The following is a 25,280-nucleotide window of genomic DNA, read 5'->3' as shown; positions in this document are numbered from 1 at the left end:
GGTTTTGAGCTCGTGTTTAGAATGCGAACCATTCTCAAACGAGCTTCAGCGCTGCGGCACGCCAGTCCGGGGCGCGTCCGTCTTTTCATGCGCGCACCGGCCGATCCCGTACACACCCTCTATGTCGAACACCACGGCTGGCTGCAAGGCTGGCTGCGCCGCAAGCTGGGCAATGTGTTCGAGGCTTCCGATATCGCTCACGACACTTTCGTCAACGTGATCACCTCGGGCATGGCCGGCCGCATCGAGCAGCCGCGCCCCTTTCTGGCCACCGTGGCCCGCCATCTTGTGATCCGCCAGCACCGGCGCCGGCTGCTGGAGCGCGCCTATCTCGACACCCTGGCCCTGTTGCCCGCTGAACTTGCCCCTTCGCCCGAAGAGCGGCTGATCGCCCTCGAATCGCTGCAGGCCGTGGACCAGGCGCTGGACGCGCTGGCGCCCAAGGTGCGCGAGGCCTTCCTGCTGGCCCACCTCGAAGGCCTGAGCTATGCGGACATCGCCACGCGCCTGGGCGTGTCCATGACCAGCGTCAAGCGCTATCTGGCCCAGGGCTATGAGCGCTGCTTCGTGCTGGCGCTGTCCTGATGGCGCCGGTGCCTCCTTCCGATCCTCGGCGCCTGTCCAGCGCCGCGCCGCTACCCGGCAGCAGTATCCAGGCGCCCCAGGCGCTGGGCCGGCCCTTGCCGGCCGGCGTGGCGCGGGCGGCTGCCGGCTGGTTTGCGCTGCTGCAATCGGGCCAGGCCTCGGCCGCCGACAGGGCGCGCTGGCAGCGCTGGCTCGATGAAGACGCCGACCATGGCCGCGCCTGGGCCCATCTGCAGGCCGTCACGGGCGCGCTGACGGGGCTCAACGCCGGTGGCGCGGGCTATCGCAGCCTGTCCGCCGCTCCCCGGGCTGCGCGGCGGCGCCTGCTGGGCCTGTTTGCGGGCCTGGGCACGGCGGCGGGCGCGGGCTGGCTGGCCAGCCGCACGCCGCAGTGGCAGCAGATGGCGGCCGACTACGCCTCGGGCACGCAGCGCCGCCGCTGGACCCTGCCCGACGGCACGGACATGCTGCTGGGCCCCGGCAGCGCCGTGGCCTTGCAGTTCGACGGCAGCGAACGCCGGCTGCGCCTGCTGGCCGGCGAGGCGCTGTTCACCACCGGCCATCCCGCAGGTGCGCTGGGCGATCTGCCCTTTGTGGTGGAGACCGTCCACGGCCGCGTGCGCGCCCTGGGCACGCGCTTCATGGTGCGCAGCAGCCATGCAGGTGCGCGCGTGGCGGTGTTCGAGCGCGCCGTGGAGCTGCGCACGGCCGGCACAGGCGCATCCGCACGGCGTCTGCAGGCGGGCGAGGCCATGGACTTCACGCGCACGGGCTGGAGCACGGTGCAGCCGGCCGGCCCTGCGGACGACGCCTGGAGCCGGGGCCAATTGTGGGTGGACAACCAGCGCCTGGACGACTTCCTGGCCGAGCTCAACCGCTACCGCCCTGGCTGGCTGCACGCCGATCCGGCCGTGGCCGGGCTGCGGTTCTCGGGCGTGTTCCCGCTGGACGAAGGCGGCATCGATGGCACGGACGCCGTGCTGGCCATGCTGCCCGGTGCGCTGCCCGTGCAGCTGCGCTGGCGCACGCGCTGGTGGGTGGTGGTGGAGCCTGCGCAGGTGCGCGGCTGAGGCTCTTTCTTCTTTTTCGCATTTTTTTGCGCCGGGGGTGACCCGATTTCCCGCGCCGTGCTTCCTTGCTTCCGAGAGCTTTGATTTTCGACATCGGAACACAGGGAGAACCCAGGACCATGCAACCCCTTTTCATGCCCCGCCCCGCGCTGGCGCTGGCCATCGCGCTCATGCCCGCCGCCGTGCTGGCCCAGGCCCAGCGCAGCTATGACGTCGCTGCCGGCCCGCTGGATGCCGCCTTGCGCAGCACGGCCGCCCAGGCCGGCGTGGCCCTGATCTTCACGGCCGATCAGACGGCCGGGCAGCGCAGCGCGGGACTGCGCGGCAGCTACACGGTGGAGGCTGCCTTCGAGGCCCTGCTGGCCGGCACCGCCTGGCAGGCCGTGCGCCAGGCCAGCGGCGCCTATGCGCTGCGGCGGGTGGAGCAGGTGGTGCCCGCTGCCGCTGCAGGCGCCACGCTGGCCACGGTCAACGTGACGGCCGCTGCCGAGCGCAGCGCGGTCTCCGAAGGCACGGGCTCCTACGCCACGCGCCAGTCCAGCACGGCCACACGGCTGGGCCTGTCGCAGCGCGAGACGCCGCAGTCCGTCAGCGTGGTCACGCGCCAGCTCATGGACGACCAGGGCCTGACCAGCCTGCCGGAGGTGCTGGAGAAGACACCCGGCATTACCGTGGGCCGCAACGACAGCGAGCGCACCACCTTCTACTCGCGCGGCTATGCCATCGAGAATTTCCAGTTCGACGGCGTGCCCAACACCATGGACTCGGCCAACCAGTACACGACCTCGCTGGCCGACAGCGCCATCTATGACCGCGTGGAAGTGGTCAAGGGAGCGACCGGCCTGCTCACGGGCGCGGGCTATCCGTCGGCCGTGGTCAACCTGGTGCGCAAGCGGCCCACCAAGACCTTCCAGGCCTCGGCCGAGGCGGCCATCGGCAGCCATGACCGGTTGCGCGGCGTGGGCGACATCTCCGCGCCGCTGACCGAAGACGGCCGCGTGCGCGCCCGCGTGGTGGCCGTGGCGCAGAACGCCAGGTCCCATGTGGACGACTACAGCCGCAACGTGCGCAGCCTGTACGGCATCATCGAGGCCGACCTGGGTCCGGGCACGGTGGCCAGCCTGGGCATTGACCACATGCAGACGCGCGCCAACGGGGCCAGCTTCGGCCACATCCCGCTGTTCTTCAAGGATGGCAGCCGCACGCATTTCCCGACCTCGCTGAACCCTGCGGCGCGCTGGTCGTACTGGGACAACGACAGCACCAACCTGTTTGCCGAACTCAAGCACAGCTTCGGCAATGGCTGGAAGGCGGACCTGTCGGCCAGCCGGCTGCGCCAGTCGCGCGACGTGGAGGTCGGCGTGGCCGCCCACGGCATGGTGGACCCGGTCAGCGGCCTGGGCATCAACATGCTGTCCAACAAGATTCCCACCGATGCCACCACGCAGGCCGTGAATGCGGCGCTGTCCGGGCCGTTGCAGCTGTTCGGGCGCGAGCATGAGCTGTCGTTCGGCGCCAGCTGGTCGCGCCAGCGCCGCCATGCGCCCGGCTACACCAACGCCTACGGCCCCGTGGGCAACTACTTCGAGTGGGACGGCCAGGTGCCCCGGCCCGATTTCCAGCTGCGCGACCACCGCATGACGCGCATCGTGGAAAAGGGCGTCTTCGGCGCCGCGCGCCTGCGGCCCACGGACGATCTGTCGGTGATCCTGGGCGCGCGCGTGAGCTGGTACGACATGCTGGACGACACCACGGGCCTGGACGGCAGCTACGGCGTGAACAACGCGCTGCGCGTGGCGCACAAGACCGTGCCCTATGCAGGCGTGGTCTATGACCTGAGCCGCCAGCTGTCGCTGTACGCCAGCCAGACCGACATCTTCAATCCGCAGACCTACTACAAGGACGCAGCCGGCAGCCCGCTGCCGCCGCTCACCGGCCGCAGCCGCGAAGTGGGCGTGAAGGGCGAGTTCCTGGACGGCCGGCTCAACGCCTCGCTGGCGCTGTTCCACATCCAGCAGCGCAATGCCGCGCAGTACGTCAGCGCCAATCCGGAAACCGGGGAAGAGGTCTATGCGGCCATCGACGGCGTGACCAGCAAGGGCGTGGAGATGGAGGTGTCGGGCAGCATCACGCAGGCCTGGAACATCTACGGCGGCTACACCTACCGTACTTCGCGCGCGCCGGCCCAGCCCGATGTGATCCTCAGCGCCGTCAACACCAACCAGCCGCGCCACCTGTTCAAGCTCAGCACCAGCTACCGTCTCAACCCGCAGTGGACCGTGGGCGGCTCGCTGGCCTGGCAGAGCCTGACCTACTACCAGCAGTCCTCCGCCCCCTATGCACGCGCCGACCAGCGCGCCTATGCGCTGGTGGGCCTGATGGCGCGCTACGACGTGGACCGCCAGTGGTCGGTGACGCTGAACGTCAACAACCTGTTCGACAAGACCTATATGCCGGGCCTGGGCTCCTATGGCACGGGCGTGTATGGCGATCCGCGCAATGTGCTGGTCACGGCCCGCTACAGGTTCTGATGCGGCTGCCTGGCGGCTGTGCCACTAGGCCTGCGACCACATCCGCAACAGGTTGTGGTACGTGCCGGACAGCGCGGAAAGCGCGGGGTCGCCCGGGTGGCGCACCGTCAGTTGCTGGATCTGCTGGTCCAGGTCGAACAGGATGCGGCGCTTCTCGTCCGAGGCCACGAGGCTGTGCGTCCAGAAGAAGCTGGCGTAGCGCGTGCCGCGCGTGACGGGGTTGACGCGGTGCAGGCTGGTGCCGGGGTAGACGATGGCGTCGCCTGCGGCCAGCTTCACGCTCTGGTGGCCGAAGGTGTCCTCCACGATCAGCTCGCCGCCTTCGTACTCGTCGGGCTCGCTGAAGAACACGGTGGTGGAGACATCGCTGCGCACCTTGATGGCCGTGCCGGGGATGGTGAAGATGGCGTTGTCTATATGGTTGCCGTAGGTGCCGCCGCCCTCGTAGCGGTTGAAGCGCGGCGGCAGCACCTTCAGCGGCAGGGTGGCCGACATGAACAGCGCGCTGGCCCCCAGCTTGTCGAGGATGAGGTTGCCTATCGCCTGGCCTGCCTGGCTGTCCAGCGGCAGCTGCAGGTTGGCCTTGACCTGGGCCGCCAGAGGGCCGGCCGTGGCGCGGCCGTCCTGCCAAGGGGCCTGCTCCAGCGCCTGGCGGCACTGGCGCACTTCGTCGGGGCTGAGCAGGGCGGGTATGCGGAGCATCATGGCAGGCGGTCCTCAGGGGGAATCAGCGAGTGTCCCGCAAAAAAGCCCCGCAGGCGGCGATGGCCTGCGGGGCTTTGCGGTGATCTGCGCAGCGTCAAGCCGCTGCGCGTTCGCGCGGGGCGATCAGCAGATCAGTACGTCCACTTGAGCGAGGCCACGGCCGAGCGGCCTGCGGCCATGGTCGCGTAGTGGGGCGAGCGGATGCCGCTGTAGTAGACCTTGTCGCCCAGGTTGTAGAGGTTCAGCTGCACGGTCAGGTTGCGGTCGATCTGGTAGGCCACCATGGCGTCGTAGCGCGCATAGCCGCTGGCACCCTTGGTGACGATGCCGCCATCCACCGTGGACAGGATGTAGCTCTGGTTCACGCTGCTCTGGGCGTAGATGCCCAGGCCCACGGTCAGCTTTGCCATGGGCTTGTAGCTGGTCCACAGGCTGAAGCTGTGCTTGGGCGTGTTGGGGAAGGGCTGGCCATTGGCCACGCTGCCCGCGCCGGCGTTCTTCTGCTCGCTGTCCATGTAGGTGTAGCCGCCGAAGACGCTCAGGCCCGGCAGCACGCTGCCCGTGAAGCCCAGTTCCACGCCGTTGACCACCTTGTTGCCGCCCATGTAGGTGACGCCGTTTTCGGTGATGCGCGCATTGGTCACGTCGTTGCGGAACAGCGCGGCGGTCAGCGCCAGGCGCTTTTCCATCAGGTCCCACTTGGTGCCAAGTTCGAGCGAGCGGGTCTTCTCGGGAGCGAGGTTGGCCAGCTGGTCGGTGGAGATGCCCAGGTCCTCGTTGCCGTTGCCCAGCATGGAGCCGCCGGGGCGCGAGGAGGTGCCGATGCTGGCGTAGATGCTGCCGTTGGTGGCCGGCTTGTAGACCAGGCCCAGCTGGTAGTTGAACAATGTGTCCGAACGGCTCAGGTCATAGGCGGGCGTGTTGCGGCCGGCGGGGCCGGAGGAGCTGATCTTGTAGTGGTCCATGCGCAGGCCGGCATTGAGCAACCACTGGTCGTTGAACTTCAGCGTGTCGAAGCCGTACAGCGCCACGGTGTCGATCTGGTTGTGGCTGGGATCGCCCAGCGTCACGGGCAGGTTCCACAGCGGGCTGCTGTCGGGGTTGTTCAGCGAGGCGCACCACAGGCTGGCGGCCGTGCAGGTGGTGTTGGTGGTCTGCAGCGCGGCGATGCGGGACTCTGCCTTTTCCTTGGACAGTTCCAGGCCGAACGAGTAGCTGTGGCCCACGCTGCCGGTCTGGGCCTTGCCCGTGAATTCCGAGAGGTTCTGCAGCGTCTTGATGTCGGCCACGCGTGCATTGCCACGGCGGAACACGTAGCCATTGACGACATTGCCCTTGCTGTCGTCGGGCTGGGTCCACAGGTAGTCCTGTTCGGTCTTGCTGTAGCGCAGACTGTTGCGGAACTTCTGGGTGTCGGTGAACTTGTGCTCCACGGTGGCCGTGAACAGGTCGCTCTTTTCCTTTTCGTAGTCGCGGCTGGTCAGGCCGTACCAGTTGTCGCGGTTGTTGCCGTAGGTGGGACGCACCACGCTGCCGCCGCGCAGGCCGGCCGCAGCCGTGCTGCTGTACAGGTAGGGCACGCCGCCATCGGGAATGTTGTCGGTCTGCAGGTGCTGCCAGGACAGCGAGACCTCCGTGGGCGTGCCCATGCCGAAGGTCACCGTGGGTGCAATGCCCCAGCGCTTGTTCTCGGGGCCGCTGCGGCCGGGAACGTCGGCGTCGTGCACCATGGCGTTCAGGCGCAGGCCCACGCCTTCGCCCAGCACGCGGTTGGCGTCGATGGTGGCGCGCCGGTAGCTGTCCGTGCCCAGGCCCACGTCGCCGCTGATGAAGTTCTCGTTCCTGGCCTTCTTGGTCACCAGGTTGATGGAGCCGCCCGCGCCGCCACGGCCTGCATAGGCCGAATCGGCGCCCTTGATGACTTCCACCGCTTCCAGGTTGAACACCTCGCGCGTGCCGGCCGCAATGTCGCGCATGCCGTCCACGAAGGTGCTGGCCTGGGCATCCATGCCGCGGATGAAGGGCTGGTCACCCGAGGGGTTGCCGCCTTCGCCGTTGCCGAAGGTGATGCCGGGCGTGGACCGCAGGGCTTCCTGCAGGCTGGTCGCGCCGGTCTGCTTGATGATTTCCTCGTTGATGACCTGCACCGTCTTGGGCGTGTCCACCAGCGGGGCCGTGAACTTGGCCGAGGAGGCGTTGTCGGTCTTGACGGGCGCTTCGGTCGAAGACGTCACGTTCACGGTGCCCAGCGTGGTGCTGGCCTGCGCAAAGGCCGGGGTGCCAGCAAGGCACAGGGCTGCGGCAAGGGCCAGCTGGGTGAGGTTCGCGGGGGGGAGGATTTGTTGGATTTTGCTCATGTTCACTCCGATGAAAGCCCGCGGATTGTTATTGCGAATCACTAGTGTTCGGTTTCTGCTTCGTAAAGTTGGCCGGTTTGTGCCGGGTGAAAGTCATTCGCGTTGCCGCCATGCAACAAACGAAAACCGTGTTTCACCAAAGATTCAATGAAAAAAGCGGCTGTCGCCAGCCGCTTGAGTCTGCTGCGGGGCGCCTGCCGCGCCCGTCCCTGGCCTTATTCGTTGGCCGGGTTGGCCAGCAGGGCCTTGTAGATCACGGCGCCGATCAGCGCACCCACGATGGGGGCCACCCAGAACAGCCACAGTTGCGAGATCGCGATCTCGGGACCGAACAGGGCCGGGCCCGTGCTGCGCGCGGGATTGACCGAGGTATTGGTCACGGGAATCGAGATCAGGTGGATCAGCGTCAGGCACAGGCCGATGGCCAGCCCGCCAAAGCCGGCTGCCGCGCGCTTGGCCGTGGCGCCCAGGATGACCAGGATGAAGAAGGCCGTCATCACCACCTCGGTGACCAGGGCTGCCGTCATGCCGTAGCCGCCCGGCGAATGCGCGCCGTAGCCGTTGGTGGCAAAGCCGCCGATGTCGGCACCGGCCTTGCCCGTGGCGATCACATAGAGGATGGCCGCGCCCGTGATGGCGCCCAGCACCTGAGAGACGATGTAGCCCGGCAGTTCGCTCCAGGCAAAGCGCCCGCCCATGGCCAGACCCACGGAGACGGCCGGGTTGAAGTGCCCGCCCGAGATGGGCCCGAAGGCATAGGCGCCCGTGAGCACCGTCAGGCCGAAGGCCAGCGAGACGCCGACCAGGCCGATGCCCACCTGCGGGAAGGCGGCGGCCAGCACGGCCGCACCGCAGCCGCCCAGGGTCAGCCACAGGGTTCCGAGGAATTCTGCGGACCATTTTTGAACAGAGCTGTGCATGGAAAATCTCCTGAAGCAGGCCCGCCATTGCGCCCGGGCCCTGCGCGCACCGTCCGCCGCACAGCGGAAAGTGGCGCAGTTATAGCCCTGCGCCAGCCCCGCCGTGAGGGCGAAAAAGTGAACAATCGTCCAGAGCCTGCGCCGCCACAGGGGCGGCGGGGTCTTGATAATGCGCTCGCCGGCCCGAGATGAGGGCTGATTTTTTCCCTGTTGTGAACCCATAGGACATAGGACACTGTCTGCATGAGCAAGCAAACCCATTCTTTTCAGGCCGAAGTTGCACAACTGCTGCACCTGGTCACGCATTCGCTGTACTCCAACCCCGAGATCTTCCTGCGCGAGCTGGTCTCCAACGCATCGGACGCCTGCGACAAGCTGCGCTTCGAGGCGCTGAACAATGCCGCGCTGTATGAAGACCAGCCCAACCTGGAAGTGCGCGTGTCCTTCGACGCCGCTGCCAAGACGCTGACCATTGCCGACACCGGCATCGGCATGAGCGAGCAGGAAGCCATCGACAACCTGGGCACCATCGCCAAGAGCGGCACCAAGGCCTTCATGGACAAGCTGTCGGGCGACCAGAAGTCGGACTCGCAGCTGATCGGCCAGTTCGGCGTGGGCTTTTACTCGGGCTACATCGTGGCCGACAAGATCACCGTGGAAACACGCCGCGCGGGCCTGCCGGCCTCCGAAGGCGTGCGCTGGACCAGCGGCGGCACGGGCGAGTTCGAGGTCGAGCAGATCGAGCGCCCCCAGCGCGGCACCAGCATCACGCTGCACCTGCGCCCCGAGGCCGAGGAGTTCCTCAACGCCTGGAAGATCAAGCAGGTCATCGGCAAGTACTCCGACCACATCAGCCTGCCCATCCTCATGGAAAAAGAGGAGTGGAAGGACGGCGAGAACGACCAGCCCGGCACCATGGAGAAGACGGGCGAGTGGGAGACCATCAACAAGGCCAGCGCGCTGTGGACGCGTCCCAAGAAGGACATCACGGCCGAGCAGTACCAGGACTTCTACAAGGCCATCAGCCACGACTTCGAGAACCCGCTGACCTGGAGCCACAACCGCGTCGAGGGCAACACCGAGTACACGCAGCTGCTGTTCATCCCGGCCAAGGCGCCGTTCGACCTCTACAACCGCGACAAGAAGGCCGGCGTCAAGCTCTACGTCAAGCGCGTCTTCATCATGGATGACGCCGAGGCGCTGATGCCCGGCTACCTGCGCTTCGTCAAGGGCGTGATCGACTCGGCCGACCTGCCGCTGAACGTCAGCCGCGAGCTGCTGCAGGAAAGCCGCGACGTGCGCCTGATCCGCGACGGCTCGACCAAGCGCGTGCTGTCCATGCTGGAAGACCTGGCCAAGCACGATCGCCACGACGCTGCCGCTGACGCGGCGGCCGACGGCGTCACCGACGTGGTCAGCGAAGAGGACAAGGCCAAGGAAGGCAAGTACAGCCAGTTCTACGCCGAGTTCGGCCCCGTGCTCAAGGAAGGCCTGGGCGAGGACTTTGCCAACAAGGAACGCATCGCCAAGCTGCTGCGCTTTTCCTCCACCAGCCAGGACGAGGCCATCGTCTCGCTGGCCGACTACAAGGCCCGCATGAAGGAAGGCCAGGACGCGATCTACTACATCACGGCCGACTCCCTGACCGCCGCACGCAACAGCCCGCAGCTCGAAGTCTTCCGCAAGAAGGGCATCGAAGTGCTGCTGATGGCCGACCGCGTGGACGAATGGGCCATGGGCTACCTGACCGAATTCGACGGCACGCCGCTGCAGTCCGTGGCCAAGGGCGCCGTGGACCTGGGCAAGCTGCAGGACGAAGAGGAAAAGAAGGCCGCCGAGGAAGCAGCCGAGACCTTCAAGCCCCTGCTGGCCAAGCTCAAGGAAGCGCTCAAGGACAAGGCCGAGGACGTGCGCGTGACCACGCGCCTGGTGGACTCGCCCGCCTGCCTGGTGGTGCAGGACGGCGGCATGAGCCTGCAGCTGGCGCGCCTGCTCAAGCAGGCCGGCCAGCAGGCGCCGGACGCCCGCCCCGTGCTGGAGGTCAACCCCGAGCATCCGCTGGTCAAGAAGCTGGACGGATCGGTGCATTTCCATGACCTGGCCAACATCCTGTTCGACCAGGCCGTGTTGGCCGAAGGCGGCATGCCCGAAGACCCGGCTGCCTACGTCAGGCGCGTGAACACGCTGCTGGCGTGAGTTCCTCACAAGGATTGCCCCGACGCATTCCCTAGGCATTAGTGCCTGCTCACTGCCGCGCCAGCGCGCGGCAGATCAGCATTGCAAGCCGGTGCCAGCCAAGCTGCCACCGGCTTTTTCACGTCTGCGTTCCGTGAGGAAAACCGACCGGAAAAGGTCGACTCACGAAAAACTCACAAATACCTCTAAATACTCACTTTTGTTAAAAATTCCAGATCATATTTACTTTTGGTAATAAAGAACCATCATGCCTCCTTTTGGTGCGTCCGGTAGTCGGCTTTCTGACAGAGCTGTTCCAGCCGGGCACCTCGTGCGTCCGTGCCTGCGGCATTCGGCGCTGTCAACGAAGCAAAAGAGAGGTTTGTATGGCTTTCACGAGAAAGGGCTGGCTGGCGCGTGCGCTGCTGTCCGGCGGCTTGCTGGCAACAGCGGCTGCCGTGGCGGCGCCGGCCGACACCGACATCCTGGTCAACCAGGACGGTCTCTATGACGGACAGGACGCATCGGCAGGCCCTGCCGGCGGCACCTTCACCTATGTGGCCAAGGTCAGGCACAACAACATCGGTCCCGACGCCGTAGGCGTCACCCTGACCGAGGTGCTGCCCGTGGGAGCCGTGTTCCAGGGCTACAGCAGCAGCCCGGGCGGCATCACCTGCACGGCACCGGCTGCCGGCACGGTGCTCACCGCAAGCAACAACACGCTGGTCTGCAACATCGGCAACCTGGCGCCCGCCGACGGCTTCAAGTCCGTGGGCTTCGAGGTCATCCTGCCGACCGTCAGCACCAACTGGCGCGCCGTGGCCAGCGCGCGCATGGCATCGCCCGACTACGACAACGACCAGAACAACACGCAGCTCGATCGCAACTTCACCACCACCGAGGCCGCCGATCTGGCCATCGCGATGGCGGCTCCCGCCAGCGTCGCCAACGGCGGCGCCTTCCAGTACACCATCGACGTGCAGAACAAGGGCCCGTCCGAGGTGCCCGCCGGTGGCCGTACCGTGGTGCGTTTCCCCGTGCCCAACGGCGCCGTGGTCACGGGCGTGCCCTCAGGCAGCGGCTGGAGCTGCACGCCCGCCTCGGGCTATCCGCTGATCTCGGGCGAGCTCAGCTGCACGCGCAGCGGCCCCGTGCTGCCGGGCGCTGTGCTGCCTTCCATCTCCGTGCCGGCCATCGCCAACATGAGCGGCACCATTGCCGGCGCTGCCAGCGTCAAGGGCTACAAGGACGCCAGCACCGAGATGCCTGACGGCCAGTCCGGCAACAACACCGCCAGCGCCGCCGTGGTCTCCAGCGGCAGCGAGTTCGTGGATGTCTCGCTGCGCAAGCAGGTGGCGCCCACGGTGCTGGATGCGCTGCAGGCGACCGAGGTCACCTACACGCTGCAGCCGCGCCGCGAAGGCGGCTCCCTCGTGCCGCGCGATCTCACCATCACCGACACCCTGCCGGCCGGCGTGACCTTCACGGGCTTCGACGGCAGCACGGCGCCCTGGAACTGCGGCCACAACAGCGGCACCATCACCTGCACCCATGCGGGCGAGTACCCGGTGGCTGGCTACGCCAACATGCAGGCCATCCGCTTCAAGGCCAGCGTGGCTGCGGGTGGAACGCCGGGTGCGCAACTGGTCAACCAGGGCGTGATCGGGGTTCCACCCGAACTCAACGAGCCCAACAAGACCAACAACACCGATAGCGCGGCGGTGAGCTTCAGCAATGATGCACGGCTGCGCCTCGTCAAGGCCGGCCCCAGCCGCCCGGTGCTGGCGGGTGAGGAGTTCCAGTACACGATCACGGTGACCAACAACGGTCCCATGCCTGTGCTGCCGAATCAGCTGATCACCGTATCCGACACCCCTGCGGACAACCGAATGACCGTCATAGGCATGTCCGGTGCGGGCACCGGCGCGGGTGACTGGACCTGCGCCGCCCAGAGCTGCACCTCGACCGCGGGCCTGGCCGTGGGCGCCAGCCGCCAGGTCACGGTCAGGGCCAAGGTCACGCTGGCCTCGGGCCATCTGGACTTCACCAACAACGCCTCCGCTGGCGTGATCGGCCGGGACAATGCATCGGCCACCACCTCCGCGACTGTCACCGTGTCCGCCGACAAGGTGGATGTGGGCATCGTCAAGAGCGTGGTCAGCCCCGTGCCGCCGGCCTCCATCAAGAGCGGTGAAGAGGTCACCTACCAGCTGGTGGTGAAGAACCATTCGGCCAGCACCACGGTGACGAATGTCCGCGTGCGCGACGCGCTGCAGTCCCTGGTCAAGCAAATTGACGGCGTGCGTATCGTGGGCGGCAACCCGGTGGACGAGGCCGGCAACCCCGTGCCGTACACCTACCCGGGCGGCGGTTTTGTCTCCAGCCGCATCGTCTCCGGGGCCAACGCCAGCTGCGGCACTCCTTCGGGCGGCGTCAACAGCGAGACGCGCGATCTGACCTGCGACATCTCCTCCATGGCCCCGGAGGCCGAGGTGGTGATCGAGGTCAAGATCCGCCCCAAGCGCGCCACCACCGGCAACTATGCCAACGCGGCCTCGGCCCAGTCCCTGGACATCCATGATGCCGATCCCGGCAACGATTCCTCTACGGCCAGCATCACCGTGCAGGCCATCGCGGAAATCGCCGCGCAAAAGCAGGTCTCGCCCAAGGTGGCGGCTGCGGGCGAGCCCCTGACCTATACGGTCACGGTGCCCAACTACGGCCCCTCGTCGGCCGCCAATGTCACGCTCAAGGACGTGCTGCCTGCAGACGCCATCTTCATCGGCACGCCCACGGTCACCGGCGGCGGTACCTGCACTCCGGCTGCCACCGATGGCGTGCAGGGCGGCACGTTGGAATGCGCCTGGACCGATCCGCTGGCTGCAGGCGAGCAGTACACCGTGAGCTACAAGATGCGCTCGCGCGGCGATCTGGCGGCCGATACGGAGATCCTCAACACGGTCGCCGTGGACACCACCACAGAGGAACTAACCAAGGCCAACAACCAGGCCGAGGCCAAGGCCCGGCTCAAGCGCGCCGAGCTGGATGTGAACATCAGCATGCGCCACACTGCAGACGGCCTGGTGCTGGGTGAGGACACCGAATACACCATCACGGTGACCAACTCCGGCCCCTCCTACGCCACCCAGGTGGTCGTGACCGACAAGTTCCCCGCATCGGGCTCCACGGCCACCTTCAGCTACCAGAACGGCCTGGCGCTGGCCGGCATTCCCGGCGCCTCCGCATCCTGGTGCGGCGTGCAGCCGGCGCTGAACGCGACCAGCGGGCCGCTGCAGTGCACCATCCCGGCGCTGGCTCCGGGCCAGAGCATGACCATCAAGTTCAAGATGCGCGCACAGACCCTGCCCGACAAGGCATCGGGCGGCACCATCTACCACGAGGCCTCGGTCAAGCCCTTCGAGACGGAATGGCTGAGCAATGGCGGCGATGTGATCGTCAACAACACCACCACCGACCGGACCTCCACCAGCCGCCAGGGCAATGCCGTGGACCTGGGGATCGGCAAGCAGGGCCCCGCCGGCCCGCTGGACGATGGCGACACGGCCAGCTACACGCTGACCGTCACCAACTACGGCCGCGATCCGCAGTCGCCCGCGGGCGGCTCGGTGACCGACGTGTTGCCCGCCGGGCTGGAGTTCGTCTCGGCCTCGGCAGGCTGCAGCTACGCCAGCGGCACGCGCACCGTGACCTGCAGCGTGCCGCAACTGGCCCAGGGCGGCACGGCGGTCTTCACGCTGGAGACCAAGCTGGACAAGCCCTACAAGGGTGCCCGCCCGCTGGTCAACTCGGCCACGGTCTCGGTGCCCGGCGACGGCAATCCCGACAACGACAAGAGCACGACCACCACGCCGCTCAAGCCGGGGCCGGGCGGCACGGCCAGCATTCCCACGCTGTCGCAGTGGGGCCTGATGCTGATGTCGTCCCTGCTGGCGCTGATGGCGCTGGGGACCATGCGCAGGCGCGAGCGTCGGTGATGCGCCCGTGATGGCAAGGGCCGGTGGCGTGATTCACGCACCGGCCTTTGTCGTCTTTGAGCGGTCCGAAGATAATGCGAGCCTATAGAGGGACACTGTTTCGCAACTGCCAGGTCGCAAGCCCGGCAACCAACACTCCAAGACCTGCCATGCTGCGCTTCTTTCTGATCTTTCTGGCCATCCAGCTGACGATGTTCGGGCTGAACCTGCTCAGTTGGGTGCAGCAGCACATCGTGCTGCCCTGGACGGCCTTCCTGGCGCACATCTGCGCCTCGCTGGTGACCTGGTTCGACAGCACGGCCTCGGCCACGGGCAAGGTGCTGTGGAACACGGCCACGGGCTTCGGCGTCTCCATCGAGGCCGGCTGCAACGGCCTGGAGGCCTACATCGTGCTGTTTGCCGCCGTGATGGCCTTCCCCTCCTCATGGCGCCAGAAGCTGGTGGGCCTGCTGGCCGGCTTCGTGGCCGTGCAGGCCATCAACGTGCTGCGCGTCATCAGCCTGTTCTACCTGGGCCAGTGGAGCACCACGGCCTTCAACTTCGCGCATGAATACCTCTGGCAGGCGCTGATCATGCTGGACGTGCTGGTGTTCTGGCTGCTGTGGGTGCGCTGGAGCGGCCGCAAGGCGCCGTCGCAGGATGATGGCGGCCAGCCGCCGCTGCCGCCCGCCGCTGCTGCTTCCGCCGCCGTGGCCGCCTGAGGAGCAGGCCATGATCGGACGCAATCCCATCTCGCGCTTCGCGGCCCTGGCCATGGGCGGCATCGTGGTGCTGACCCTGGCCTGGACGCTGGCGGCCGGCTGGCTGGCCGTGCCGGTGTCCGGCATGAGCAAGTGGGTGCTGGAGAACGCCGCCAACGGCTGGGTGCAGCGCGTGGACCTGGAGACGCCCCGCAACCTGGTCGTCAATTCCTCGGTCCAGGTCTCCAACGAGCAGACCGGCTGGCGCCGCGCCGAGGCCATCGTCGAGGTCGATCCCGCCCGCTACGGCTACGGCCTGCCGGTGCTGGTGGCCATGCTGCTGGCGGCCTGGGGCCCGGGCCGGTGGTGGCGCATCCTGGTGGGGTATGTGGCGCTGCTGCCCTTGCAGACCTTCAGCGTGGTCTCGCAGGTGCTGATGCAGCTGTGCCTTGCGGCGCGGCTCGACCTCAACGTGCTGGGCATACAGACATGGCAGCTGGAGGCCATCGTCTACGCCTACCAGATGGGCGGGCTGATGGTGCCCACGCTGTGCCCGGTGCTGCTGTGGCTGGCGCTGGACATGGGCTTTGTGCGCCGCGTGCTGCTGCCGGCCTGGAACCGCAGCCGCGCGCCCGCTGCTGCACCGCAGCCCATGGTGGCACCCAAGCCCTCGGCCTGGCGCCAGACCGATGGTGCGGCCACCTCCACCGGCCATCCGCTGGTGTCTTCCAGCAGCGCGGCCACCCTGCCCAAGGCCAAGGCCACCAGCGGCACGCCGCAGCGCTGAAGGCCGTGCGCGGCCGTCTTCAGGCCTGCGCGGGCATGGGCGGCAGCAGGCCGCGCTCGGTGATGAAGTCGATCACCTCGCGCAGGCCCTTGCCGCTTTTCACGCTGCCCATCACATAGGGCTTGTGGGCGCGCATGCGCTGCGTGTCGGCTTCCATGATGGACAGGTTGGCGCCCACGTAGGGCGCCAGGTCGGTCTTGTTGACCACGAGCAGATCGCTCTTGGTGATGCCGGGGCCGCCCTTGCGCGGAATCTTCTCGCCGCCGGCCACGTCGATCACGTAGATGGTCAGGTCCGACAGCTCGGGGCTGAAGGTGGCGGCCAGGTTGTCGCCGCCGCTTTCGATGAAGACGATGTCCGCCTCGGGGAACTGGCGCAGCATGCGGTCCACGGCTTCAAGGTTGATGGAGGCGTCCTCGCGGATGGCCGTGTGCGGGCAGCCGCCGGTCTCCACGCCCATGATGCGCTCGGGCGGCAGGGCCTCGGCCACTGTCAGCAGGCGCTGGTCCTCCTTGGTGTAGATGTCGTTGGTGATGACCACCAGGTCGTAGTGGGCGCGCATGGCCTTGCACAGCATCTCCAGCAGCGTGGTCTTGCCGGAGCCGACAGGGCCGCCGATGCCGACGCGCAGCGGGGGGAGTTTCTTGGTGCGGGTGTTCATGGTGGACTTGGAGTGAATGATCAGGACCGGAAGAGCCGGGAGTACTGGTGTTCGTGCCGCGCCTGCAGCACGCTCCATTGGGGCAGCATGGTGTCCAGCCGGGGCGGCGTATCGCTGGCGCGGCGGCGTGCCTCGCCCACGGCCTGCTCCAGCAGCGGATGCAGGGCCAGCAGCAGGCTCTGGCCCGCCACCTGGCCCAGCGGCACGGCCTTGATGGCGGCGGCCACCTGGTTCTCCAGCCAGGCAAAGCCATAGGCCAGCAGGGCATGGTCCTCGTCTGCATCCACGGCGGCGCAGGCGCAGGCAAAGGCCGTGGGATAGGCCAGGCCCGGCCCCTCCACAATGGCGCCCAGTTGTGCGATGCGGGGCGCAAAGGCCTCGCCGCCCCAGGGCACGGAGCGCAGCAGGCTGTGCAGCGACCAGCCCATCTGCAGCGTCTCGGCACGCGCCTCGCGGCTGTCGCGGCTGGCAATGAACCACTGGTTCCATTCGCGCACCGCCCCCTCGTCGCCTGCGCTCCAGGCCCGGCGCAGCAGCAGCCACAGCGGCGCCTCGCAGCGTGCAAAGCCGTGGACCAGCGCATCGGCAATCCAGGTGCGCGCCGTGCCGGCGTCCGTGACCAGGCCGTGCTCGATGGCGGCCTCCAGCCCCTGCGAATAGCTGAAGCCGCCCACGGGCAGCTGGGGCGATGCCAGGTGCAGCAGGGCGCACAGCCCCTGTATCGACAGGTCAGCCATGCGGATGGTCGTGGCCGTGCCCGTGTCCGCAGCAGCCTTTGTGGTCATGGTCATGGCTGTGGTCGTGGCCATGTTCATGCCCGTGGGAATGATCGTGGGAATGATCGTGTACGTGCCCATGGTCATGCAGCGCATACACGCTCTGCGCCAGCGCCTGGTCCTCGGCAAAGCTGGCGTCATGGCCGTGGCGGTGGCCGCCGCCATAGGCACCGGCCTCGGGCTCGAAGGGCGCATCCACCAGGGCCACCTGCGCGCCCAGGCGCAGCAGCATGTCGTGCAGCACGGGGTCGTTTTCCAGGTGCAGGTGCGTGGGGGTGACCTCCACCGGGATATGCCGGTTGCCCAGATGGTAGGCCGCACGCAGCAGGCCCAGCGGCGTGGCCGCCGTCACGCGCAACACCGCCTGGGGCGCCGCGCGCACGGCGACCAGGCTGCCATCCTCGGCCACCAGCACATCGCCGCCGCGCAGCACGCTGCCGCGCGCCAGCACCACGGCCAGCTCGCGCCCCGTGGAGTCGATGGCCGCAAAGCGGCTCTTCTGGCGCATGTCCCAGTCCAGTTCCAGCGTGGCGGCGCGCCTGACCAGCACGGCGGCAAGGCCTCCGCCCTGCGGCATGTGTTTGTTGACGGTGAGCATGGATTGTTTCGTATTAACGGTCGTTATAACATTGCGAGGTCAATGACTTCCCTGGAGATTCCACCATGACCACTCTCAAACTCACCCAGGTCGGCAATTCCGTGGGCTTGATCCTGCCCAAGGAGATTCTGGCGAAGCTGAACCTGGGCAAAGGCGACACGGTGTATCTGACCGAGGTTGCCGACGGCGGCATCAAGCTTTCTCCGTATGACGAGGACTTCGGGCAGCAGATGGATGCAGCGCGCCTGATCATGAAAAAGCGGCGTGGTGTTTTGCGTGAGCTGGCGAAATGACCGGGAACATGCAGGTTTGGGTCTGGCTCAGCGAGGCCGTCATGCTGGCTGTTCACGAAGAGCAACTGACCGAGCATGGTGGCCCGGCGGGCGTGCGTGATGCCGGGTTGCTGGCATCTGCCCTGGCCAGGCCACGCCATCTGGCCGCTTATGGGGCGCCTGATGCGGCCGAGCTGGCAGCCAGCTATGGCTTTGGCATAGCGCGCAACCATCCCTTTGTGGATGGCAACAAACGCACAGCCTTTGTGGCGACCGAGCTGTTTCTCCATCTCAATGGCTGGGAATTGACGGCGGGTGACGAGTCCTGTGTGCTGACCATGGTGGCCTTGGCCGCAGGCGAACTGGACGAGGCCGGGTTCGCCCTCTGGATACGTGAGCACGGTGCGCCCTTGCCCCGCTGACCCCATTGCTCCCCCTTAAAAAAGAAAATACCGCTGCGCCATCGGCAGCTCGGTCGCGGGCTCGCAGGTCAGCAGCTGGCCGTCGGCCACGACCTGGTAGGTCTCGGGATCGACGCTGATGTCGGGCTGCCAGTCGTTGTGCACCATGTCGCGCTTGCTGACGCTGCGGCAGTTTTCCACGGCCACGGTGCGCTTGCGCAGGCCGTAGCGGTCGGCCACGCCGGCCTGCTGGGCGGCCTGCGAGACGAAGGTGAGGCTGGCCGCCGCCACACCGCTACCCTGGCCCGCGAACATGGGCCGGTAGTGCACGGGCTGGGGCGTGGGGATGCTGGCGTTGGGGTCGCCCATGGCGGCGCTGGCGATGCTGCCGCCCTTGAGGATGAGACTGGGCTTGACGCCGAAGAACGCCGGCCGCCACAGCACCAGGTCGGCCAGCTTGCCGACCTCGACCGAGCCCACGACATGGGCGATGCCATGCGTGCGTGCGGGGTTGATGGTGTACTTGGCAACGTAGCGCTTGACGCGGAAGTTGTCGTGGCGCGCGTTGTCGCCCGGCAGGCTGCCGCGCTGGACCTTCATCTTGTGCGCGGTCTGCCAGGTGCGCAGCACGACCTCGCCCACGCGGCCCATGGCCTGGCTGTCGCTGGAGATCATGGAGAAGGCGCCCAGGTCGTGCAGCACGTCCTCGGCGGCGATGGTCTCGCGGCGGATGCGGCTTTCGGCGAAGGCGATGTCCTCGGCAATCGAGGCATCCAGGTGGTGGCAGACCATGAGCATGTCCAGGTGCTCGTCCAGCGTGTTCACCGTGTAGGGCCGCGTGGGGTTGGTGGACGAGGGCAGCACGTTGGCCTCGCCGCAGACCTTGATGATGTCGGGCGCGTGGCCGCCGCCCGCGCCTTCGGTGTGGTAGGTGTGGATGGTGCGGCCCTTGAAGGCGGCCACCGTGGCCTCGACGAAGCCGCCCTCGTTGAGCGTGTCGGTGTGGATGGCGACCTGGGTGTCGGTCTCGTCGGCCACGCCCAGGCAGCAGTCGATGGCGGCGGGCGTCGATCCCCAGTCCTCGTGCAGCTTCAGGCCGATGGCGCCCGCCGCGATCTGCTCGCGCAGCGGCGCGGCCTGGCTGGCGTTGCCTTTGCCCAGCAGGCCGATGTTCATGGGGTAGCCGTCCACGGCCTGCAGCATGCGCTCCATGTGCCAGGGGCCGGGCGTGACCGTGGTGGCGAAGGTGCCCGTGGCCGGGCCCGTGCCGCCGCCGATCATGGTGGTCACGCCGCTGGTCAGCGCCTCGTCGATCTGCTGCGGGCAGATGAAGTGGATGTGCGTGTCGATGCCGCCGGCCGTGACGATCATGCCCTCGCCGGCAATGATCTCGGTGCCGGGGCCGATGACGATGGTCACGCCCGGCTGCATGTCCGGATTGCCGGCCTTGCCTATGCCTGCGATCAGCCCGTTCTTGATGGCGATGTCGGCCTTGACGATGCCCCAGTGGTCGATGATCACGGCATTGGTGATGACGGTGTCGGCGCAGTCGGCGGCCATGCGCTGGCTCTGGCCCATGCCGTCGCGGATGACCTTGCCGCCGCCGAACTTGACCTCTTCGCCGTAGATCGTGTGGTCCTTCTCGATCTCGATGACCAGGGCCGTGTCGGCCAGCCGCAGGCGGTCGCCCACGGTGGGGCCGAACATCTCGGCATAGGCCTGGCGCGTGATGCTTGCCATGAATGTTCCCTTTCAGAGAGGTCCCATCACCTTGGCGTTGAAGCCATAGATGATGCGGTCGCCGGAGATTTCCACCAGTTCCACCGTGCGCTCCTGGCCCGGCTCGAAGCGCACGGCCGTGCCGGCCGCGATGTTCAGCCGCCAGCCGCGTGCGGCGGCGCGGTCGAAGTGCAGGGCCTCGTTGACCTCGAAGAAATGAAAGTGCGAGCCCACCTGTACGGGCCGGTCGCCGGTGTTGGTGACCATGAGGGTCTGCACGGGCCGGCCCGCGTTCAGCAGGATCTCGCCGGGCTCGGCGAGCAGCTCGCCGGGGATGATGCGCTCGGTCATGTGCGGCTCCCGCGCTCAGCCTGCCAGCGCCACGGCACCGTAGCCCATGGCGGCCACTCCGGCCAGGCGTGCGGCCCAAGCCGATGCCGTGCCGCCGCGCATGGCCCGGCCAAAGGCCACGCCCAGGGCATGCAGCACCAGCGTGGTGGCGACCATGCCCGCCATGTAGGCCCAGAACACGGCTGCGGGCAGCGCGTGGGGGAAGACCTCGCCATGCGCGTATCCGTGGAACAGCGCGAAGGCGCCGGCCAGCACCATGGCCAGGGCCACGGGCAGGCGGCGCTGGGCCACCAGCAGCAGGCCGAAGGCCAGCAGCGATGCAGCCACCATGGGCTCCACGGCCGGCAGCTCCAGCGGGGTCTGCGTCAGCGCCAGGCCCAGCGCCATGCAGGCGGCAAAGGCCACGGGCGGCAGCCACTGGCGCTGCAGCATCAGCCCGCACCACAGGCCCAGCGCCAGCATGGCCAGCAGATGGTCCAGGCCCGCGATGGGGTGGGACAGCCCGGCCATCAGGGCCTGCATGGCGCCGTCGCCGGCGTGCAGGTGGGCGCCGGCCCCCGTATGGGCGCTGGCGGCCGTGGCGGCGGCCAGCAGGGCCGGGGCGAGCAGGTAGTTGAAAGTGTTGCGGAATCTGAACATGGAGATCTCCTTGATCGCTATCGAGACTGGATCTGCCCACGGCACAAGCGGATGCAGCGGGCTGGTTGGGGGTGCCCAGCAAGGGCCTAAGCTGGCCGCGCCGCCCCGCAGCGATGGCGCCGTCCCCCTTGGGGGAAGCGGCGTAGCCGCTCAGGGGGTCAAACTATTGGATGGTGAACGGTGACCAGCTTGGTGCCGTCCGGGAAAGTGGCTTCGACCTGGATGTCCGGGATCATTTCTGGAATGCCCTCCATCACATCGGCGCGCGTCAGCACCGTGGTGCCCAGGTGCATGAGCTCGGCCACGGTCCTGCCGTCGCGCGCCCACTCCAACACGGCGGCGCTGATCAGCGCCACGGCCTCGGGGTAGTTGAGCTTCAGGCCGCGCGCCTTGCGCCGCTCGGCCACCAGGGCTGCGGTGAACAGCAGCAGCTTGTCTTTTTCACGGGGCGTGAGTTCCATCGATGAGTCTCCGTTGATCAGGTGGCCCACAGGCGCGGGGGGCGGGCTTGTTGATTGAGCAGGGCCGGGCGCAGCAGGCGCCAGCCTTCATGCAGCACGGCCCGTGCCGCCTCCATGCGCCGGGCCAGCACGCGCAGCAGCAGCACCGAGGGCGCGCCACCCTGGCCGGCCAGCAGGCTGGCGCCGGCGCGCACTTCATCGCTCCAGGGCAGGCTGGCGGCCAGTTGCTCGCTCAATGGCTCCATGGCCGCCAGGGGTTCCGGGGCCACGGCCCAGAGGCTGGCCTGTATGGGCAAGCCGGCCCAGGCAACGGGGCTGGACAGCAGGGCATGGCCGGCGTGCAGTTCACCTTGCTCCAGCCACAGCGGCCGTCCGCCGCATGCGAGCCGGTTGTGAAGCTGCAGGCGCGCGGCAGCGCAGTGGGCGGCGCCGGTGTCGTTCCAGTGCTCGCCCGCGCCATAGCGGCCCAGCACCACGGCGTCCCAGCCGATGGCGCGCGCGCCCGGCGCCAGATCCAGGTCCAGCGCCATGGTGGCGTCGGCACCGGCGAACAGCATGTTTTCCTGTGGCAGCCATTCCAGGATGGCGCCTTCTTCCACGCGCAGCCGCACGCGCTGCGCGGCCGGGCGGCCCTGGGACTTGTACCAGCGCGTGGCACCCGGCGTGGTCAGCAGGGCATGGGCGCCGGGCTCCACGGTCACATCGATCTGCAACTGGTCGCCGCCGGCCACGCCGCCGGGCGGGTGCAGCAGCACGGCATGGCAGATGCCGGGGCCTTCGGGGTGCAGCGGTTTTTGCACGCGCAGCGGGCCGCTGTGGCGTGCGTGGGAAAGCACGCTGCCCTGGCCGGCGCGGTGCCCGAAGCGCAGGTCCAGCATGGCCTGCCAGCCCAAGGCGCAAGCGGGCACGGCGGTGATCGGTAGCGCTGCGGACATGGGCGTGAGGGGCGGTACAGGGCGTGGTGGTTGTAACGGCCTTTGTCATGCATTTAGCGTGCCAATCCGGTGCAGTGGCGGTTGCGCCATGCTGGTGCGCTGGCGCATCGGATTGGTGCGTTTCCTGCATGGCAAGGCGCGCAAGACGGCACGTTCGCAGTGCATTCTTGCGCAGCGTGCCGCAGGCTGGTGCTCTTTCTTATGCGCGGCCCTGTTGTCGATCTGCCTGATCTGCCTGGCCCGTCTGGTGTGCCTGGCGCGCGAGGGACCTGTCCCAGGCCACGACGGCCAGCGTGGCCAGGCTCAGAATCAGGCCCGCCACGCTGGCACCTGTCCATCCCCAGTGCAGCCAGACCGCCGAGCCCACGGCCGAGCCTGCCGAGGCGCCGATGAAATAGCCCGTCATATAGACCGCATTGATGCGCGAGCGCGCCAAGGGTGCCAGCGCATAGATCACGTTCTGGTTGCTGATGTGCAGGGCCTGCAGCGCGGCATCGACGATGAGCAGCCCCGACAGAAACCACCACAGGCTGGTGCCGCCCAGCCACAGCGCCCCCCAGCCCGCCAGCATCAGCAGGCCGCCGGCCAGCGTGGTGCACTGCTCCAGCCCCCGGTCGGCCAGCCGGCCGGCCATGTTGGCCATGAGGGCGCCGGCCACGCCGACCAGGCCGATGAGGCCGATCTGCGCGTCGCCAAAACCGTAGCCCGGCCCGGCCAGCAGCAGTGCCATGGTCGAGAACAGCACGCTCACCGTGGCAAAGCCCATGCCGCCGATCAGCGCCCGGCTGCGCAGGCGCGGCTGCTCGCGCGCCAGCGTGAGCAGGGAGCGCATCACCGCGCCATAGCCTATGGGCTGGGCCGGCTGCGCCAGGGGCAACGCGCGCCGCAGCAGCAGGGCCACGCCGGCCGTGACCAGGGCGCCCACCCAGTAGACGGAATTCCAACCGCCCAGCTCCGACAACAGGCCCGCCACGCTGCGCGCCGCCAGGATGCCGATCAGCAGCCCGCTCATGACCAGGCCCACGGCGCGCCCGCTGGCGCCGGGCGCCGCAAAGCTGGCCGCCATGGGCACCAGCACCTGGGCCGCGACCGAGAACAGCCCGGTCATCAGCGTGCCCGCCGCCAGCAGCGCAAAGCTGTGCGCCATGCCGCTGGCCAGCATGCCCAGCGCGGCCAGCAGCATCAGGCCCAGCACCAGGCGGCGGCGTTCCAGCATGTCGCCCAGCGGCACGAGCAGCAGCAGTCCCAGCGCATAGGAGACCTGGGCCATGGTCACCGTCAGCGAGGCACGCGCCTCGCTGATGCCCAGGTCGATGGCGATGGAGTGCAGCAGCGGCTGGTTGAAGTAATTGGCGCCCGCGCACAGGCCGCAGGCCGTGGCCATGAGCAGCAGGGTGCTCTGGGGCAGCACGGGCGTGGCGGTGGCCTGCATGGGCGGCGAGGGCAGGGCGGGGGCCGGGGAGGATCTGTTCATCTGACGAATGCCTGTGTTATCTGCTTATGGGTGGCAAACGGATGGCTCAGACCCACAGCGGCGGCCGTGCGGGCTGGGCGTGGGCGGGCAGTGCGGCCACGGCATCGACCTCGATCAGCATGCCGGGCAGGGCCAGCCGGGGGACGGGGATCAGGGTGCAGGCCGGAAAGCGCGGCAGGGTATTGCCGGGGGCGCCATCGCCGGGGGCACCGTCGCTCCAATGCAGGCGCACGGCGGCCTGCCAGTCGTTGAAGCGGGCCTCCGAGTGGTCGACGATGAGCAGGGTCAGCTTGACCACCTGGCCCATGTCCGCGCCCGCCGCCTGCAGCGCCAGCTTGAGGTTGGACAGGGCCTGTTGCGCCTGGACCGCGAAGCTGTCGGGCAGGTCGCCCGCCTGGTTCTCGCCCCCCTGGCCCGAGACGAAGGCCCATTGCGCCGGCCCGTGCACGGTGACCACATGGGTGTAGCCGTTGGGCGTGGCGTCGTAGAGGCCGGCGGGCTGCAGATGCTGCAGTTGCGGGGCCGTGGAAGCTGCGGGCTGTGCCGAGGAGGTGGCAAGTGCGTCGTGTGGCATGTATGGCTTGGAGTCTGAGAGTGGGCCGGACCGGGCGGCGAGGCTTGCCAGTGTGAAACCTCAACCAAAGTTGAGGTCAAATGCAGGCCTGCTTGGACCTATTTTTCCTGCGCCTATTTTCCTGCTGCCATGAATCTGTCTTCTGCCGGTGTCACCGCGTCCGACCATGACGGGCCGGCCATCCTCTCCGTGGGCGAAGTCGCCCGGCGCAGCGGCATCACCGTCTCGGCCCTGCATTTCTACGAGCGCCAGGGACTGATCGAGAGCCTGCGCACGCCTGGCAACCAGCGCCGCTATGCGCGTGCCGTGCTGCGGCGCGTGGCGGTCATCAGGGTGGCCCAGCGCATGGGCGTGCCGCTGGCCGAGATTGCCGAGGCGCTGCAGGACCTGCCCAGCGGCCGCACGCCCACGCAGGCCGACTGGGCCGCGCTGTCCGCGCGCTGGCGCCATGCGCTGGATGCGCGCATCCAGGGCCTGACCCAGCTGCGCGACCAGATCGACGGCTGCATTGGCTGCGGCTGCCTGTCCCTCAAGGTCTGCCCGCTGCGCAATGACGGCGACTGCCTGGCCGAAGACGGGCCGGGACCGCACTTTCGCTGAACAGGCATGCGCCC

Annotated in this window: 23 protein-coding genes; 10 read left to right on the top strand and 13 right to left on the bottom strand. The window is 68.0% G+C overall.

The features are described from left to right. The first annotated feature begins 87 nt into the window (after window positions 1–87). The 3 genes from BW39_RS29105 to BW39_RS29095 all read left to right on the top strand — a co-directional run bounded on the left by BW39_RS29105 (window position 88) and on the right by BW39_RS29095 (window position 4,186). The gene (locus BW39_RS29105) at window positions 88–585 is read left to right on the top strand and encodes a sigma-70 family RNA polymerase sigma factor (RefSeq protein ID WP_013804342.1); all 498 of its coding nucleotides are present in this window, start codon (window positions 88–90) and stop codon (window positions 583–585) included. Further along, complete coding sequence (locus BW39_RS29100; protein WP_043825780.1) at window positions 585–1,655, top strand: FecR domain-containing protein; 1,071 nt, start codon at window positions 585–587, stop codon at window positions 1,653–1,655. Before BW39_RS29105 ends, BW39_RS29100 begins: the two co-directional genes overlap by 1 nt. 119 nt (window positions 1,656–1,774) lie before the next feature. Continuing rightward, window positions 1,775–4,186, top strand: a complete 2,412-nt coding sequence (locus BW39_RS29095) for a TonB-dependent siderophore receptor (RefSeq protein ID WP_043825779.1) — start codon at window positions 1,775–1,777, stop codon at window positions 4,184–4,186. Window positions 4,187–4,210: 24 nt separating this feature from the next. Here the strand turns inward: BW39_RS29095 and BW39_RS29090 are convergent, their stop codons facing one another. The 3 genes from BW39_RS29090 to aqpZ form a co-directional block, all read right to left on the bottom strand. Next, window positions 4,211–4,891 (bottom strand): Fe2+-dependent dioxygenase, encoded by a 681-nt coding sequence (locus tag BW39_RS29090; protein WP_012203103.1) that lies wholly within the window; start codon window positions 4,889–4,891, stop codon window positions 4,211–4,213. A 131-nt stretch (window positions 4,892–5,022) separates the two neighbouring features. Continuing rightward, entirely contained in the window at window positions 5,023–7,248 is a 2,226-nt protein-coding gene (locus BW39_RS29085) for a TonB-dependent receptor (RefSeq protein ID WP_043825777.1), read from the bottom strand. A gap of 215 nt (window positions 7,249–7,463) precedes the next feature. Continuing rightward, window positions 7,464–8,168, bottom strand: a complete 705-nt coding sequence (gene aqpZ, locus BW39_RS29080) for an aquaporin Z (protein ID WP_012203105.1) — start codon at window positions 8,166–8,168, stop codon at window positions 7,464–7,466. A gap of 243 nt (window positions 8,169–8,411) precedes the next feature. Between aqpZ and htpG the strand changes: the two genes are divergently transcribed. From htpG to BW39_RS29060, 4 genes are all read left to right on the top strand, one after another. Continuing rightward, on the top strand, window positions 8,412–10,364 hold the full coding sequence (htpG, locus tag BW39_RS29075; RefSeq protein WP_043825776.1) for a molecular chaperone HtpG: 1,953 nt from the start codon (window positions 8,412–8,414) through the stop codon (window positions 10,362–10,364). A gap of 365 nt (window positions 10,365–10,729) precedes the next feature. Continuing rightward, the gene (locus tag BW39_RS29070) at window positions 10,730–14,338 is read left to right on the top strand and encodes a DUF11 domain-containing protein (protein WP_043825771.1); all 3,609 of its coding nucleotides are present in this window, start codon (window positions 10,730–10,732) and stop codon (window positions 14,336–14,338) included. Window positions 14,339–14,487: 149 nt separating this feature from the next. Beyond that, entirely contained in the window at window positions 14,488–15,039 is a 552-nt protein-coding gene (xrtH, locus tag BW39_RS29065; RefSeq protein ID WP_034390117.1) for an exosortase H, read from the top strand. A 10-nt stretch (window positions 15,040–15,049) separates the two neighbouring features. Continuing rightward, complete coding sequence (locus BW39_RS29060; RefSeq protein WP_012203109.1) at window positions 15,050–15,805, top strand: exosortase H-associated membrane protein; 756 nt, start codon at window positions 15,050–15,052, stop codon at window positions 15,803–15,805. A 19-nt stretch (window positions 15,806–15,824) separates the two neighbouring features. Here the strand turns inward: BW39_RS29060 and ureG are convergent, their stop codons facing one another. The 3 genes from ureG to ureE are packed head-to-tail and all read right to left on the bottom strand — an operon-like array spanning window position 15,825 to window position 17,840. After that, window positions 15,825–16,466 carry an urease accessory protein UreG gene (ureG, locus tag BW39_RS29055; RefSeq protein WP_016446573.1) on the bottom strand — a complete coding sequence of 214 codons (642 nt, stop codon included), beginning with the start codon at window positions 16,464–16,466 and terminating at the stop codon, window positions 15,825–15,827. A 20-nt stretch (window positions 16,467–16,486) separates the two neighbouring features. Beyond that, window positions 16,487–17,203, bottom strand: coding sequence for an urease accessory protein UreF (locus BW39_RS29050; protein WP_043825770.1), 717 nt, complete (start codon window positions 17,201–17,203; stop codon window positions 16,487–16,489). Then, window positions 17,196–17,840 (bottom strand): urease accessory protein UreE, encoded by a 645-nt coding sequence (gene ureE, locus BW39_RS29045; RefSeq protein WP_043825769.1) that lies wholly within the window; start codon window positions 17,838–17,840, stop codon window positions 17,196–17,198. The genes BW39_RS29050 and ureE overlap by 8 nt, the downstream gene beginning before the upstream one ends. Before the next feature lie 65 nt (window positions 17,841–17,905). On the opposite strand from ureE, the gene BW39_RS29040 reads away from it, so the two are divergent. Both BW39_RS29040 and BW39_RS29035 read left to right on the top strand, forming a co-directional pair. Further along, entirely contained in the window at window positions 17,906–18,133 is a 228-nt protein-coding gene (locus tag BW39_RS29040) for an AbrB/MazE/SpoVT family DNA-binding domain-containing protein (RefSeq protein ID WP_016446570.1), read from the top strand. Beyond that, window positions 18,130–18,534 carry a type II toxin-antitoxin system death-on-curing family toxin gene (locus BW39_RS29035; protein ID WP_043789307.1) on the top strand — a complete coding sequence of 135 codons (405 nt, stop codon included), beginning with the start codon at window positions 18,130–18,132 and terminating at the stop codon, window positions 18,532–18,534. The genes BW39_RS29040 and BW39_RS29035 overlap by 4 nt, the downstream gene beginning before the upstream one ends. A 15-nt stretch (window positions 18,535–18,549) precedes the next feature. Here BW39_RS29035 and ureC read toward each other — a convergent pair whose 3' ends face one another. From ureC to BW39_RS29000, 7 genes are all read right to left on the bottom strand, one after another. Next, window positions 18,550–20,253 carry an urease subunit alpha gene (gene ureC / locus BW39_RS29030; protein WP_012203113.1) on the bottom strand — a complete coding sequence of 568 codons (1,704 nt, stop codon included), beginning with the start codon at window positions 20,251–20,253 and terminating at the stop codon, window positions 18,550–18,552. A gap of 12 nt (window positions 20,254–20,265) precedes the next feature. Next, the gene (locus tag BW39_RS29025) at window positions 20,266–20,571 is read right to left on the bottom strand and encodes an urease subunit beta (protein WP_200871559.1); all 306 of its coding nucleotides are present in this window, start codon (window positions 20,569–20,571) and stop codon (window positions 20,266–20,268) included. Window positions 20,572–20,598: 27 nt separating this feature from the next. After that, the gene (locus tag BW39_RS29020; protein ID WP_013804329.1) at window positions 20,599–21,222 is read right to left on the bottom strand and encodes a HupE/UreJ family protein; all 624 of its coding nucleotides are present in this window, start codon (window positions 21,220–21,222) and stop codon (window positions 20,599–20,601) included. 158 nt (window positions 21,223–21,380) lie between these two features. Further along, entirely contained in the window at window positions 21,381–21,683 is a 303-nt protein-coding gene (locus BW39_RS29015) for an urease subunit gamma (protein ID WP_012203116.1), read from the bottom strand. A gap of 17 nt (window positions 21,684–21,700) precedes the next feature. After that, entirely contained in the window at window positions 21,701–22,618 is a 918-nt protein-coding gene (locus tag BW39_RS29010) for an urease accessory protein UreD (protein WP_043825766.1), read from the bottom strand. A 199-nt stretch (window positions 22,619–22,817) separates the two neighbouring features. Next, window positions 22,818–24,092: an MFS transporter gene (locus BW39_RS29005; RefSeq protein WP_043825765.1), complete on the bottom strand. Its 1,275-nt coding sequence runs from the start codon at window positions 24,090–24,092 to the stop codon at window positions 22,818–22,820. Between the two features lie 46 nt (window positions 24,093–24,138). Continuing rightward, a complete protein-coding gene (locus BW39_RS29000; protein WP_043825763.1) occupies window positions 24,139–24,666 on the bottom strand; it encodes a RidA family protein in 528 nt (175 codons plus the stop codon). A gap of 129 nt (window positions 24,667–24,795) precedes the next feature. Between BW39_RS29000 and soxR the strand changes: the two genes are divergently transcribed. Further along, window positions 24,796–25,266: a redox-sensitive transcriptional activator SoxR gene (gene soxR / locus BW39_RS28995; protein ID WP_013804325.1), complete on the top strand. Its 471-nt coding sequence runs from the start codon at window positions 24,796–24,798 to the stop codon at window positions 25,264–25,266. Window positions 25,267–25,280: the final 14 nt, after the last annotated feature.

The sequence above is a fragment of the Delftia sp. RIT313 genome, from assembly GCF_000632165.1.
GTDB classification, from domain to species: domain Bacteria; phylum Pseudomonadota; class Gammaproteobacteria; order Burkholderiales; family Burkholderiaceae_C; genus Comamonas; species Comamonas acidovorans.
This window is presented reverse-complemented; position numbering and strand designations above follow the sequence as displayed.

Bases quoted from the DNA above. Each gene is read 5' to 3' on its own strand.
- BW39_RS29105 (WP_013804342.1), top strand. From the start codon at position 88: ATGCGCGCACCGGCCGATCCCGTACACACCCTCTATGTCGAACACCAC.
- BW39_RS29100 (WP_043825780.1), top strand. From the start codon at position 585: ATGGCGCCGGTGCCTCCTTCCGATCCTCGGCGCCTGTCCAGCGCCGCG.
- BW39_RS29095 (WP_043825779.1), top strand. From the start codon at position 1,775: ATGCAACCCCTTTTCATGCCCCGCCCCGCGCTGGCGCTGGCCATCGCG.
- BW39_RS29090 (WP_012203103.1), bottom strand. From the start codon at position 4,891: ATGATGCTCCGCATACCCGCCCTGCTCAGCCCCGACGAAGTGCGCCAG.
- BW39_RS29085 (WP_043825777.1), bottom strand. From the start codon at position 7,248: ATGAGCAAAATCCAACAAATCCTCCCCCCCGCGAACCTCACCCAGCTG.
- aqpZ (WP_012203105.1), bottom strand. From the start codon at position 8,168: ATGCACAGCTCTGTTCAAAAATGGTCCGCAGAATTCCTCGGAACCCTG.
- htpG (WP_043825776.1), top strand. From the start codon at position 8,412: ATGAGCAAGCAAACCCATTCTTTTCAGGCCGAAGTTGCACAACTGCTG.
- BW39_RS29070 (WP_043825771.1), top strand. From the start codon at position 10,730: ATGGCTTTCACGAGAAAGGGCTGGCTGGCGCGTGCGCTGCTGTCCGGC.
- xrtH (WP_034390117.1), top strand. From the start codon at position 14,488: ATGCTGCGCTTCTTTCTGATCTTTCTGGCCATCCAGCTGACGATGTTC.
- BW39_RS29060 (WP_012203109.1), top strand. From the start codon at position 15,050: ATGATCGGACGCAATCCCATCTCGCGCTTCGCGGCCCTGGCCATGGGC.
- ureG (WP_016446573.1), bottom strand. From the start codon at position 16,466: ATGAACACCCGCACCAAGAAACTCCCCCCGCTGCGCGTCGGCATCGGC.
- BW39_RS29050 (WP_043825770.1), bottom strand. From the start codon at position 17,203: ATGGCTGACCTGTCGATACAGGGGCTGTGCGCCCTGCTGCACCTGGCA.
- ureE (WP_043825769.1), bottom strand. From the start codon at position 17,840: ATGCTCACCGTCAACAAACACATGCCGCAGGGCGGAGGCCTTGCCGCC.
- BW39_RS29040 (WP_016446570.1), top strand. From the start codon at position 17,906: ATGACCACTCTCAAACTCACCCAGGTCGGCAATTCCGTGGGCTTGATC.
- BW39_RS29035 (WP_043789307.1), top strand. From the start codon at position 18,130: ATGACCGGGAACATGCAGGTTTGGGTCTGGCTCAGCGAGGCCGTCATG.
- ureC (WP_012203113.1), bottom strand. From the start codon at position 20,253: ATGGCAAGCATCACGCGCCAGGCCTATGCCGAGATGTTCGGCCCCACC.
- BW39_RS29020 (WP_013804329.1), bottom strand. From the start codon at position 21,222: ATGTTCAGATTCCGCAACACTTTCAACTACCTGCTCGCCCCGGCCCTG.
- BW39_RS29015 (WP_012203116.1), bottom strand. From the start codon at position 21,683: ATGGAACTCACGCCCCGTGAAAAAGACAAGCTGCTGCTGTTCACCGCA.
- BW39_RS29010 (WP_043825766.1), bottom strand. From the start codon at position 22,618: ATGTCCGCAGCGCTACCGATCACCGCCGTGCCCGCTTGCGCCTTGGGC.
- BW39_RS29005 (WP_043825765.1), bottom strand. From the start codon at position 24,092: ATGAACAGATCCTCCCCGGCCCCCGCCCTGCCCTCGCCGCCCATGCAG.
- BW39_RS29000 (WP_043825763.1), bottom strand. From the start codon at position 24,666: ATGCCACACGACGCACTTGCCACCTCCTCGGCACAGCCCGCAGCTTCC.
- soxR (WP_013804325.1), top strand. From the start codon at position 24,796: ATGAATCTGTCTTCTGCCGGTGTCACCGCGTCCGACCATGACGGGCCG.